Raw genomic sequence first — 12,544 nt, 5'->3', positions numbered from 1 at the left:
CGATCTGCCCGGGCTCAGACCCGGGCCGGGGTAACCCGCAGCCAGCGGAACTCCTGTGGCCGGAGAGTGACCCCTCCTTCTATTCGCACCGGGTTGCCGGTCAGCAGGTCCACTGCCCCGGCAGCGAATCCGGAAAGCGTCTGCGCCGTGATGGTCTGGTTTCCGTCGCTGAAGTTGGCGAGGACCAGGATGTGGGTTCCTTCGCCCGGCCGCTGGTAGCCCAGGACGCCGCGGTTTTTAGTGTCGAAGTGGACCAGCCGTGTTCCGGCGAATTCCGGTGTTGCTGACCGCACCGAGATCATGGTGCGTAGGCCCTCAAACACCGCGCCTTCGGGTGTGGCCGGGTCATGGCGCTTCGCGTACCTCTCGGCGGGGTAGTGCGGGCGGTGCACCCAGCGGCTGTCCGTGCCGTGGCCCTCTTCCAGTGCGTAGTCGTAGTCATTGAGCTGCCCCACCTCATCGCCAAGGTAGAGCAGCGGGATTCCGCCCGTACTGAAGGCCACCGAATGGGCAAGCAGGATTCTGTCCACCGCCTGGCCGGTGCCGTCCTCCAGGCCGCAGAGTGACGCCGTCGTGCCGGAAATGCGGCAATCACCCGTCCGCGGGTTGTCCTGGAAGGGCACGCCGCGGGCGAAGCTGCCCGGGAAGCGGTTGACGTAGAAGGAGTTGAGGAAGCGGCGGTGGTCAAAGCCGTTGATGCCCAGCTCCGCCGCGTCCTCGTCCGCGAAGGTCCAGCCGATATCGTCATGGCTCCGGACGTAGTTCACCCAGGACGTCCCGTCCGGGATGTTGTGCCGGCGTTCCAGGGCCTGCGACAGCAGGGCCACGTCCCGGGTGGCCATCGCCTCCCAGATCAGCGCCATCTGCAGCGGGTTGTAGGAAAGCTGGCACTCTGCCGGATCGATGTACAGCGCCACTTCGTCGGGGTGGACGATCGCCTCGGACTTGAACAGCAGCGACGGCGCAGCCAGGCGGCAGACGGCGTTGAAGGCCTGCAGCAGGGTGTGGGCCTCAGGGAGGTTCTCGCAGGGGGTTCCGAGCTGCTTCCAGATGAAGGCGACCGCGTCCATCCGCAGGATGTCCACCCCCTGGTTGGCCAGGAACAGCATCTCTCCGGCCATGGCCCGGAAGACGGCCGGGTTGGAGTAGTTCAGGTCCCACTGGTACGTGTGGAACGTGGCCCAGACCCAGCGGCCGTCCTCCATCCGGATGAAGGACCCCGGATGGTTCTCCGGAAAGATTTCGCGCACATTCTGCTCGAAGGCGTCCGGCATGGTCCGGTCCGGGAAGATCCAGTAGTAATCGCCGTACTCGGGATCGCCAGCCGCGGCCCGCTGTGCCCACTCGTGCTCATCCGAGGTGTGGTTGAAAATGAAGTCAACCACCAGGCTGATGCCATTGGACCGCAGCTCGGCGGCCAGTTCACGCAGCTGTTCCATGGTCCCCAGTTTCGGGTTGACCCGGCGGTAACTGGAGACGGCGTAACCGCCGTCGGAATGCGGTTCAGGTGCGAGGAACAGCGGCATGAGGTGCAGATAGGTGAGGCCAAGCTCTTTGAAATAGGGAATCCGGGCGCGGACTCCGTCGAGGTCCTCCGCATAGCGGTCCACGTAGCAGACGCCGCCCAGCATGCTGTTGGCGAGGAACCACGCGTTGTTGTGGTCCCGTTCTTCGTCCAGGGCCTTGAGGCCGGACGGGCGTTCGTTCCAGGAGCGGGCCGCCTGGAGAACCAGCGCCGTCAACTGCTCCTGGAAGTCGGGTCGGCTGCCGTACAGGGTGTGGAAGAGCCGGTACAGGTCCGGGAAATGGCGGTCAAAGCGATGGCGGAATACGGAGCTGTCCTTGTCCCGGGACATGAGGTCCGCCTCCGCGCCCAACGCGTTCAGGGCATGTTGCCTCGATGCCTGGTCCACACCAGCGGCTTCAACCATGGAACGGGTCTCCTTCGACGATTTCCCGGGTACCGCGGGGCATCCGGCCAGTTCACATCCTTACAGACCGGCGGGCCCGTGCCCAGTGGACAGGCCGAAGTTTCTCCCTTTCGGGCGCCACCTGCTGACGGGGCGGACCGGTGCGGGGTAGGTTGTCACCATGGCGAGCGAATCCACCACCCTCACCGTCGAGGGCCCGAACGGCCCCCGCGACATGCGGATCTCAAGTCCCGGCCGTGTCCTGTGGCCCGATCTCGGGCTGACCAAACTGGACCTTGCGCGCTATCTGGCGCAGGTGGGGGACGCCTTCATCGCAGCGAACGGCGGCCGCCCGGTGGCGCTGCAGCGGTTTTCGGACAATGTCGAGGGCGAGCAGTTCTTCTCGAAGAATCCGCCAAAGGGCACGCCGGACTTCATCCGGTCGGTGAAGGTGACCTTCCCGAGTGCCCGCTCGCACGCCATGCTGGTTCTCGACGAACCGGCCGCCGCCGTGTGGGCGGCCCAGATGAATACCGTCGTGTTCCACCCCTGGCCGTCCCGCGCCGAAAACACTGACAACCCGGACCAGTTGCGGATTGACCTCGATCCCCAGCCTGGTACAGACTTCGACGACGCCATCCCTGCGGCGCTGGCCCTGAAGGATGTGCTCCAGGAAGCGGGCCTCACCACGTTCATCAAGACCTCGGGGAACCGCGGTTTGCACGTCTACGCGCCGGTGGAGCCCACCCGTGAGTTCCTGGACGTCCGCCACGCCGTCATCGCCGCCGCCCGTGAACTGGAGCGGCGGATGCCGGACAAGGTCACCACGGCCTGGTGGAAGGAAGAGCGCGGCGAACGGGTGTTTGTGGACTTCAACCAGGCTAACCGGGACCGGACCATAGCCGGCGCGTACAGCCCCCGTGCACTGGGCCATGCTCCTGTGTCCTGCCCGATCGCCTGGGAGGAACTGGGCAGCGCGGACCCGAAGAACTTCACAATTCTCACTGTCCCGGAACGGCTCAGGACCGTAGGGGACCCGTGGGCGGACATGAACGCCAAACCGGGAAAAATTGACGTGCTGCTCGAATGGTGGGAGCGCGACCTCGGCACCGGGCTGGGAGAGCTTCCGTTTCCGCCGGACTACCCTAAGATGCCGGGCGAACCCCCGCGGGTCCAGCCCAGCAGGGCACGCAACAAGGACTAGTCCGCCCGGGCCGGAGACCTGCCGGCAGCAGGGCGGGCTACTCGAACCTGGACGGATCTCCCATGCCGCGGCGGACCACTTCCGCCGAACCGCTGGAGAAGTCAATGACCGTCGTCGGCTCCGCACCGCAGTCCCCGGAATCAACCACGGCATCCACCACGTGGTCAAGCCGTTCCTTGATTTCCCAGCCCTGGGTGAGCGGTTCCTCCTCGTCGGGCAGCAGCAACGTGCTGGAGAGAAGCGGCTCGCCCAGCTCGGCCAGCAGCGCCTGGACCACGGCGTTGTCCGGGATGCGGACGCCCACGGTTTTCTTCTTCGGGTGCAAGAGGCGCTTGGGCACTTCCTTCGTGGCGGGAAGGATGAAGGTGTAGCTGCCCGGGGTGACTGCCTTGATGCTTCGGAACACATCGTTGTCGATCTGGACAAACTGGCCCAGCTGGGCGAAATCCTTGCAGACCAGGGTGAAGTGGTGTTTGCTGTCCAGTTGCCGGATGGCACGGATACGGTCCAGGGCCTCGCGGTTGCCGAGCTGCGCACCAAGGGCATAGCAGGAGTCGGTGGGATACGCGATCAATCCGCCGGACCGCAAGAGCTCCACTATCTGGCCAATGGCACGGGGCTGGGGATCGTCGGGGTGTACGTCAAAGTATCTCGCCATGCCTTGAGCTTATGGCCCCGCGTTGATTTCTGCACGGAGTGTGGCCAGGTCCGGGTGGCAGCGGGCGTCGTGCCCGACCGCGTACATGCCGCGAAGGGCTTTGTCTTCAATCAACGCCAGTCGCCTCCGACCGGGTTCGTCGTGGATCCGCCGGAGCCGCGGCGGCTGCCGTGTCAGTGGTCCGCTCGGGCGCCTCATCGTGATGGATCCGCTCCACGCGTGACCCTAGCGGCTCACCGCTGCCGCCCCATTGCAGGGCGATGATTTCGGCCCCGATCGATACCGCCGTTTCTTCGGGGGTGCGCGCCCCCAGGTCCAGGCCAACGGGGCTGTGCAGTCTCAGCAGCTGCTCGTCGCTCACACCCGCAGCGCGAAGCCTTTCCATCCGGTCGTTGTGGGTGCGCCGGGAGCCCATCGCACCGATGTATGCGACAGGGCGCCCGCGAAGGGCCGCCTCAAGTACCGGGACATCGAACTTGGGGTCGTGGGTCAGGACACAAATCACGCTGCGCTCGTCGAGGAGCCCCCGGGCGAGCTGCTCGGAGAGGTAATGGTGGGGCCATGCGCGGACCACCTCCGCGGCGTCGGGAAACCTCGCCCGGGTGGCGAATACGGCGCGGGCGTCACAAACGGTGACCTGATAGCCCAGGAACGTACCCAGCCGTGCCAGTGCCGCGGCGAAGTCGATGGCCCCGAACACAAGCATCCGCGGCCGCGGCGCGTAGCTGGCGAAGAACACGGACATGCCGGTATCGAGGCGCTCGCCGTCCGGACCGTACGTCAGCACGGAATTCCGGCCGGCTGCCAGCAGGCCCTGGGTGTCGTCGCCGACGGCGTGATCGGCCCGGTGCGAGCCCAGGCCGCCTTTGAATCCGTCGGGCCGGACGATGAGGTGGCGACCCAGCCGGCCGGGATCGGGGTGCTCTATCACGGTGGCAACTCCCACCGGCCGGGATGTCTCGATGTCCTCACGGACCCGGTTCAGCTCGGCAAAGGTTTGCTGCGAAATCGGCTCTACAAACACCTCAATAGTGCCGCCGCAGGTCAATCCGACGGAGAAGGCGTCGTCGTCGCTGACGCCGTAGCTCACCAGGACCGGGCGGCGGTCGGCCTTAACCTGTGTGGCAAGCTCGTAGACAGCACCTTCGACGCAACCGCCCGAGACCGAGCCAAAGACTTCGCCGGTGGCCGTGACCAGCATGGAAGCACCAGGGGGCCTCGGTGCGGAGCGGAAAGTCCGCACGACGGTAGCCAAACCGGCGGTTTCACCATGCAGCCAGCCCGGCATCATGGCAGCGAGAACGTCACGCATCTTCCTCTCTCCTCCAATGGCGGCTCAGGGCCGGCCCGAGCGCAGCCCGGCACGGCGGCCCAGTCGATAAGCACAAAACGCTACGGCGGCAAGCAGCCCAATGAGTTTCCCGGGGTTGCTGAGCTGATCGGTGAGCATTCCCCTGGCCAGGGAAAGTGCGTTCAGGCTGTTGTCGGGCTGCGACAGTGGTGACGATGGCGACGGGGCAGACGGTGCGGGAACCGGTGCCCCGGGTGACCCGGGTGACCCGGGTAGTGGTGCCGGCGGCGCCTCCGGCACGGCCTCGCCAGGCGTTTCCGGCACGGCCTCGCCGGGTGCTTCCGGCACGGCCTCGCCAGGCGCTTCCCCGGCGGGTTGCGCCAGCAACGTTTGCAGGTTGGCGGCGAACAGCGCCATCATCTGCTCGGTGACGCCGCCGATAACGCTCTTCCCCATTGCGGCGGCCTTTCCGGACAGGGCCAGATCGGCGCTGACCGTCCCCTGCGTGGAACCTTGCGCCTCTGCCAGGCGCAGGGTCACAGTGGCTTCGGCCGTACCTTGGCCGCGGGTTTCCTGCGCCCGCCCCTGGAACACCGCGCGGTGTTCGTCAACGTTCCGTTCGAGGACGGTCATCTGCCCCTTGTACTGCATGGAAACCGGTCCCAGCTTCACCTTCATCCCGATCTGGTAGGCGTCGTCGGAAAGCTTGTTCAGGATCTGCGCCCCTGGAACGCACGCGGCCACGCGCTGGAAGTCCATAAGCGTGTCCCAGACTTTGTCGATTGGAGCGACTACGGAGAAAGCGCTGTCTATTTGCATTAGCTGTTGCCCTGCCTCTCTTGTGTTGTCCTGCGAGCGTCCCGGACCGCGGCTGCCACTTCCGCCAGCGCCGAATAGCTGTGGCCGCTGACAAAGGCGTCGCAGTAGGGAAGCGCCGCGGCCATGCCACCCACCAGCGGCCGGTAGTTCACGTCCGCCTTCCTCGGATTAACCCAGACAATCCGGTAGGCGAGCCGCTTGAGCCGTCCCATTTGCGTGGCCACGAGGTCCGGATCATCCTGGGCCCAGCCGTCGGAGAGCACCACCACCACCGCGCCCCTGGCCAAGCCGCGGCGGCCGTGCGCGTCAATGAAGCTCCGCAGGCTTTCCGCGATCTGTGTCCCTCCTGCCCAGTCCGGTGCCCTTGCTGCGGCCCGGGCCAGCGCCTGATCAGGGTTCCGGCCCGCCAGCTGCCGCGTCAGCCGCGTCAGGCGGGTAGAGAACACGAACGCCTCCGCCCGGGCTCCGGCGACGGAGCCCTGCAATAATGACAGGAACACCCTCGTGTAGGGCTCCATGGACGCCGATACATCGCACAGCAGGACCAGCTGCCGCGGACGGGGCCGGCGATGGGCATAGATGAGCCGTGGGGCATCGGAGCCGGTGCGCCGGGCGGCGCGGACGGTGCTCCGGATGTCCAGCCGCGCACTGCTGTGCGACGACTTGCGGGTCCTGCGGCTCAGGCGTGCCGGCGTGGAGAAGGCTATCTCGCGAACGAGCCGGCGTACCTGGACTATCTCCTCGGCGGAGAGCTCGGCAAAGGACGTTTCGTGCAGCCGTTCCTCCGCCGACGCCATGGCCAGGATGGCGTCGCGCTCAGGACCGGCCCCCTCGCCGGAGCGTTCCCTGCCGGGAAGCAGAGCCGGCGGCGACGCCTTGGGGAGACCCGACGGCACATTCGCCGGCCCTGACAGGGGGGACGGGCGGAGGCGCGCCCGGGAGTCGATAACCGGCTCTGCCTTGGTGGCGCCCCTGCTGTCTGCCGGATCAAGCCGGCCATCAAATACGGCGGCAAAGACGGCGTCGAAAACCGCCATCTGCTCCCGGGAGGACACCAGGACCACCCGGCACGTCCAGTAAAGCGGTTCGCGGGCGACGGGCGGGACCAGGCGGAGGGCTTCAGCCAGCCGAACGGCGCGGTCCGGGGAAGTCGAAAGGCCGGCACGGCGCAGCGCCGTCACAAGTCCCGCAGCCAGGGACGCGGCCTCCACCCCCGGCGGGCCGATGGCGGCGCTGGAATCAGCCATGACCGTCCCCGACCAGCCAGGCGGCGCCGCGAGCTCCCACGAGCTCAAGGTCATCCCGGTTCTTGACGATCGAGCCCCAGGTCTTCTCCACGGTTGGCGCATCGATGTGCGTGATGCCGAGTACGGACAAGGCGGATACCCAGTCGATGGCTTCGGCAATTCCGGGCGGCTTGGCCATGTCCAGTGTCCGCATCTTCGTGATGGCCGACGCCGCCTCCTGTGCCAGGGGACCGGCGCTTCCAGGGACACGGCGACGCACGATCTCGGCAATCCGCACGGGTGCGGGATAGTCGATCCAGTGGTACAGGCAGCGGCGCGTGAGCGCATCGTGCAGGTCCCTGGTCCGGTTCGACGTCAGAACCACAACGGGCGGATGCGTGGCCCGGATGGTGCCTAGCTCCGGGATGGTGACTGAGGCCTCCGCGAGCAGTTCGAAGGTGAACGCCTCGAATTCGGCGTCAGCCCTGTCAATCTCGTCCAGCAGCAGCACGGCCGGGCGCGGTCCGGGATGCTCGATCGCCTGCAGCAGCGGCCGGCGCAGCAGGTACTGCGGCCCGAAGAGGTCCGATTCGTTCAGGGCTGCATCGCGGACTTCTGCCAGCCGGATACCGAGCAGCTGGCGCTGGTGGTTCCATTCATAAAGCGCTTCACCAGCGTCAATCCCCTCGTAGCACTGCAGCCGGAACAGGGGAGTGTTGAGCACACGGGCCAGCGCCTTCGCAGCCTCGGTCTTGCCCACCCCCGCTTCGCCTTCCAACAGGATGGGCTGGGGCAAACGCACAGCCAGGAACAACGCCGTGGCCAGTCCAACGTCGGCGAGGTAGTCGCCGTCGTCCAGTGCAGCCATTAGCGAAGGAACATCCGGGACCAGCTGCTGCACATCTCCTTCCGCGCCGCTGCGCGCGGCGTTGCTCACGGTCCGCCCCGAAGTGCGTCGAGCACCCTGTCGTAATCATCGTCGGTGTTGATGTCCAGGGGAATGGCGCCGGGCACGGCCACCTCCGTTACCTCCGATGCGCGCTCCTCGAGCAACCGCCACACCGCCTTGTCGCCGTGCAGTCCGGCGAGCGCGGGCAGGGCCGAACGGGCGAACGCAAACGGATGGCCGATGCCGTCGTCGTAACGGCAGACGGCGATTTCGGCGTGCCCGCGTCCCGCCAGCAGCCTGTCCACGTTCCGGGCCATGACCCCCGGCTGGTCGCCGAGCAACAGGACCACCACATCAGTGTCGGAATGAAGCGCCTGCAACGCGGCGGCTATCGACGATGCGCAGCCGGTGCCGAAGTCCGGGTTGACGGCGACATCGCAGCCAGCCGTGTTCACGCCTTTCAGCACCTCTTCGCTCGAGCCGCCCACGGCCAACACCAGTTGGGCGAAGCCGCAGGCCCGGGCGGTGGCCAGCACGGCGTCGAGCAGCACGCCGTCTCCATAGGGGAGGAGCTGCTTGGGGCGCCCCAGCCGGCTGGAGCCGCCGGCGGCCAGGACCAGCCCGGCAATCCGGGGCTTTCCGGCTGGACGACGGGATGTCAGGGGGGCAGGGCTGCGGGCCTGGCCGGGCAGGGCTTCAGCGGGAGGCGTCATAGCGTGCCGGATCTTTGCGGAATGCCTCGTAGCATCCCCGGGAACAGAAGTAGACGGTGGTGCCGCCGTGCTCGAGGTGCAGCGTTGACTCTACGGCGGCCACCGTCATCCCGCAGACGGGGTCAACGGCCGTTGCCGGTGCGCGTTGGGCAGTCGCCGGGTGCCGTCCCTTGGCCCGTTCGGCAACGAGCTGCGCGAGGATGGACACGGCGATCTCACCCGGGGTGCGGGCTCCAAGGTCCAGCCCTGCCGGGCTGAACACCCGGGAGCGCAGAGATTCATCCACATCCAGGGATGCCAGGACGGCGGCGCCCCGTGTTTCGCTGGCCACCAGTGCGACGTAGGGCACCCCGGCACGCAATGCGCCCTCCAGTGCCCCTTCTTCCTCCCGGCCGTGGGAGGCGACGATCAGGGCGGCGTCGTCGGGCCGGGGGTCCGCGGCCTGCCCGTCGGTCAGTTCCATCTGCAGGCCGACGCCGGCACCGAGGGATGCCAGGGCCTGGGCCACGGGGGTGGTGCCGACCACCAGGACCCTCGGTGCGGGGATGTGTGGCTCAAGGAAGATCTCGATGGCTCCTCCGCTGAGGCAGGGGTTTGAAACCTCGACCGCGCCTTCTTCGCTGCGGTGGGACGGCTCGCCAGGCACAACGCGCAGCAACAGCGGCTCCTGGGCCGAGAGTGCCTTCAGGCTGTATTCCCGGACCGAGGCCTCGACGCAATTTCCGCCCACGAAGCCAGCCATTTCACCGTCGGACAGGATCAGGGCGGTGTCACCCGCGTGCGCGCTCGTGGGCCGCTGCGCCCGCACCACCGTGGCACGGACGAACGGCTCCCGCCGGCTGATGAGTTCCGTTGCCCTTGCCGCGAGGGTTTCTCCAGTGGATTGCATGTCAGATCGGTGGCCTTGGCCGGCCCTGCATGGCTTCCCATACCCGGGCCGGTGTGCAGGGCATGTCCATGTGGACCACCCCGTATGGGGCCAGGGCGTCGACGACCGCGTTCACGATGGCCGGCGGCGAGCCGACGGTGGCGGACTCTCCAATGCCCTTCGCGCCGATGGGGTGATGCGGTGACGGCGTCACGGTAAAGCCGGTTTCCCAGTCCGGTACCTCCATCGCCGTGGGGATCAGATAGTCCATAAAGGAGCCGCCCAGGCAGTTGCCTGCCTCGTCGAATTCGATGATTTCCATGAGGGCCATGCCGACGCCGTCGGTCAGGCCGCCGTGCACCTGGCCTTCGATAATCATCGGGTTGATCCGGGTCCCGCAGTCATCCACCGCGATGAAACGCCGCACTTTGACGTGGCCCGTTCCCGGATCGATGTCCACCACGCAGATGTAGGCGCCGAAGGGGAACGTCAGGTTCGGCGGGTCGTAGGTGACCTCGGCGTCGAGGTTGCCGTCGATTCCCTCGGGGAGGGTCATGGTGCCGTGGGCGGCCATGGCGATTTCCTCGATGGTCTTGCCGGCGCCGGGATCGCCCTTGACGAACCAGCGGCCCTTCTCCCACTCGAGGTCTTCGGGACGGGTTTCGAGCATGGCGGCGGCGATGAGCTTCGCCTTTTCGCGGACCTTGCGCGCAACGAGGGCCACCGCGCCGCCGCTGACCGGCGTCGACCGGCTCCCGTAGGTGCCCAGGCCAAAGGGCGTCTGGTCGGTGTCGCCGTGGACGACATCAATATTCTCCGGCGGAATGCCGAGCTCTTCCGCGACGATCTGCGCGAACGTGGTCTCGTGGCCCTGCCCCTGGCTCTGGACGGAAAGCCGCACAACGGCCTTGCCGGTCGGGTGGACGCGCAGCTCGGCGCCGTCGGCCATGCCCAGGCCCACAATGTCGAAGTGTTTGCGCGGGCCGGCTCCCACGACTTCGGTGAAGAAGGCGACACCGATCCCCATGAGTTCGCCACGTTCGCGTTTCTCGGCCTGTTCGCGCCTGAGCTCCTCGTAGCCGGCCATCTTCATCGACAGCCGCATGGCCACTTCATAGTTGCCTGAGTCATAGACCCAGCCGGTCTTGTTCGCGTACGGGAACTGTTCGGGCCTGATGAAGTTCTTCAACCGGAGTTCCGCCGGGTCCATGTCCAGCTTCCGGGCCAGGATGTCCACCATCCGCTCCACCAGGTAGACGGCTTCCGTCACCCGGAACGAGCAAGCGTAGGCAACGCCGCCCGGAGCCTTGTTGGTGTAGACGCCCCTGACCTTGCAGAACGCGGCCTTCAGGTCGTAGCTGCCAGTGAAGATCGAGAAGAAGCCGGCGGGGTTCTTGGTGGGCTGGGCGGTGGCGTTGAACGCGCCGTGATCGGCCAGCACACTGGTCCTGAGGGCGAGGATCCGGCCGTCTTTGGTGGCGGCGATTTCGCCCTGCATGATGTAGTCCCGGGCGAACGACGTCGACATCAGGTTTTCCGAGCGGTCCTCCACCCACTTCACCGGCTTGCCGGTGACGATCGAACCGACGACGGCGAGGATGTAGCCGGGGTAGATGCCCACCTTGTTACCGAACCCGCCGCCGATATCGGGGGAGACGATACGAATCTTATGTTCGGGGATGCCGGCGACGATCGCGAACAGGGTGCGGTGCGCGTGCGGTGCCTGGGTCGTCTCATACAGCGTCAGCTTCCCGGACACGGCATCAAAGTCTGCGACGGCGCCGCAGGTCTCCATGGGTGCCGGATGGACCCGGGGGTAGACGACCTCCTGTGCCACGACGACGTCTGCTGAGGCGAAGACCGCCTCCGTTTCCGCCTCGTCGCCCATCTCCCAGTCGAAGATCCGGTTGTCCGTCCGGCCTTCGAGATCATCCCGGATCACGGGGGCGTCCGGGTCCAGGGCTTTGCGCGCATCGATGACCGGAGGCAGCAGGTCATAGTCGACGTCGATCAGTTCCAAGGCGTCGCGGGCGGCGTAGCGGTCCTCCGCCACGACGAAGGCGACCTCCTGCCCCTGGAAGCGCACTTTGTCGGTAACCAGCACTGCCTGCACATCCGCTGAAAGAGTGGGCGCCCAGGCGAGGTTGAGTGCCAGCAGGTCCTTGCCCGTGATCACGGCGAGCACTTTCGGGTGGGCCAACGCATTGGTGGTGTCGATCGAGACCAGCCGTGCGTGGGCAACCGGGGCGCGCAGGATGGCGCCGTGCAGCATGCCCGGCAGCACAATGTCGTCGACGTAGTGGCCCTTTCCGCGGACGAACCGGGGGTCTTCCTTGCGCTGGATGCGGCCGTAGCCGATCGGGCGGTCGGCGTCGCCGGCGGCCGGATTGGCTGGCCGATCGTGGATAACAGTCATGCCTTCACCTCTGCGTCTGCGATGTCCGGGACCGCCGTGTCTGTGCCCTCGATGACTTCGTCTGGAGCTGCAACGTCAGCAGCCGCCCCTGCGGGATGGGCGGCAGCCCACTGCACTGAGCGGACGATCGTGGCATATCCGGTGCAGCGGCAGATCTGCCCGGATATGGCCGTCCGGATTTCGGTGTCGTCCGGATGCGGGTTCTTGTCCAGCAAGGCGCGGGCCGTGAGCATCATGCCCGGGGTGCAGAAGCCGCACTGCAGCCCGTGCTCCTCCATGAACCCCTGCTGAACCGGATCGAGGGTGCCTGCCGTGGCGAGTCCTTCAACCGTGCGAATGTCGTGCCCGGCCGCCATCGCGGCGAGCACGGTGCAGGACTTCACGGGCTGGCCGTCCATCAGGACCACACACGTTCCGCAGTTCGTGGTGTCGCACCCCCAATGCGTGCCCGTGAGGCCAAGGACGTCGCGGATGTAATGAACCAGCAGCACACGCGGTTCGATGTCGGAGGTTACGTCGTTTCCGTTCACTGTCATGCTGATCTGCATGG

Annotated in this window: 11 protein-coding genes; 1 reads left to right on the top strand and 10 read right to left on the bottom strand. The window is 66.8% G+C overall.

The features are described from left to right. Nucleotides 1–14: 14 nt before the first annotated feature. Nucleotides 15–1,931, bottom strand: coding sequence for an alpha-amylase family glycosyl hydrolase (locus ACFVWT_RS07840; RefSeq protein ID WP_390246707.1), 1,917 nt, complete (start codon nucleotides 1,929–1,931; stop codon nucleotides 15–17). 160 nt (nucleotides 1,932–2,091) lie between these two features. On the opposite strand from ACFVWT_RS07840, the gene ligD reads away from it, so the two are divergent. Next, entirely contained in the window at nucleotides 2,092–3,114 is a 1,023-nt protein-coding gene (ligD, locus tag ACFVWT_RS07835) for a non-homologous end-joining DNA ligase (RefSeq protein ID WP_390246705.1), read from the top strand. Between the two features lie 37 nt (nucleotides 3,115–3,151). Here ligD and ACFVWT_RS07830 read toward each other — a convergent pair whose 3' ends face one another. From ACFVWT_RS07830 to ACFVWT_RS07790, 9 genes are all read right to left on the bottom strand, one after another. Then, nucleotides 3,152–3,772, bottom strand: coding sequence for an L-threonylcarbamoyladenylate synthase (locus tag ACFVWT_RS07830; protein ID WP_043481340.1), 621 nt, complete (start codon nucleotides 3,770–3,772; stop codon nucleotides 3,152–3,154). A gap of 106 nt (nucleotides 3,773–3,878) precedes the next feature. Beyond that, on the bottom strand, nucleotides 3,879–5,084 hold the full coding sequence (locus ACFVWT_RS07825) for an XdhC family protein (RefSeq protein WP_390246703.1): 1,206 nt from the start codon (nucleotides 5,082–5,084) through the stop codon (nucleotides 3,879–3,881). A gap of 24 nt (nucleotides 5,085–5,108) precedes the next feature. Beyond that, nucleotides 5,109–5,882 (bottom strand): SRPBCC family protein, encoded by a 774-nt coding sequence (locus ACFVWT_RS07820; protein ID WP_390246701.1) that lies wholly within the window; start codon nucleotides 5,880–5,882, stop codon nucleotides 5,109–5,111. Continuing rightward, entirely contained in the window at nucleotides 5,882–7,129 is a 1,248-nt protein-coding gene (locus ACFVWT_RS07815; RefSeq protein ID WP_390246699.1) for a VWA domain-containing protein, read from the bottom strand. The genes ACFVWT_RS07820 and ACFVWT_RS07815 overlap by 1 nt, the downstream gene beginning before the upstream one ends. Continuing rightward, entirely contained in the window at nucleotides 7,122–8,045 is a 924-nt protein-coding gene (locus ACFVWT_RS07810; RefSeq protein WP_390246697.1) for an AAA family ATPase, read from the bottom strand. The genes ACFVWT_RS07815 and ACFVWT_RS07810 overlap by 8 nt, the downstream gene beginning before the upstream one ends. Further along, nucleotides 8,042–8,710 carry an NTP transferase domain-containing protein gene (locus tag ACFVWT_RS07805; protein WP_390246695.1) on the bottom strand — a complete coding sequence of 223 codons (669 nt, stop codon included), beginning with the start codon at nucleotides 8,708–8,710 and terminating at the stop codon, nucleotides 8,042–8,044. The genes ACFVWT_RS07810 and ACFVWT_RS07805 overlap by 4 nt, the downstream gene beginning before the upstream one ends. Then, the gene (locus tag ACFVWT_RS07800; protein ID WP_390246693.1) at nucleotides 8,694–9,599 is read right to left on the bottom strand and encodes an XdhC family protein; all 906 of its coding nucleotides are present in this window, start codon (nucleotides 9,597–9,599) and stop codon (nucleotides 8,694–8,696) included. The genes ACFVWT_RS07805 and ACFVWT_RS07800 overlap by 17 nt, the downstream gene beginning before the upstream one ends. Before the next feature lies 1 nt (nucleotide 9,600). Continuing rightward, nucleotides 9,601–11,994, bottom strand: coding sequence for an aerobic carbon-monoxide dehydrogenase large subunit (locus ACFVWT_RS07795; RefSeq protein WP_390246691.1), 2,394 nt, complete (start codon nucleotides 11,992–11,994; stop codon nucleotides 9,601–9,603). Next, nucleotides 11,991–12,542, bottom strand: a complete 552-nt coding sequence (locus tag ACFVWT_RS07790; protein WP_390246689.1) for a (2Fe-2S)-binding protein — start codon at nucleotides 12,540–12,542, stop codon at nucleotides 11,991–11,993. The genes ACFVWT_RS07795 and ACFVWT_RS07790 overlap by 4 nt, the downstream gene beginning before the upstream one ends. Nucleotides 12,543–12,544 lie beyond the last annotated feature (2 nt).

Source organism: Arthrobacter sp. NPDC058288 (assembly GCF_042880995.1).
Lineage (GTDB): Bacteria > Actinomycetota > Actinomycetes > Actinomycetales > Micrococcaceae > Arthrobacter.
Note: the sequence above shows the minus strand (reverse complement) of the source record. Positions and strands in the feature narration are given on the sequence as shown.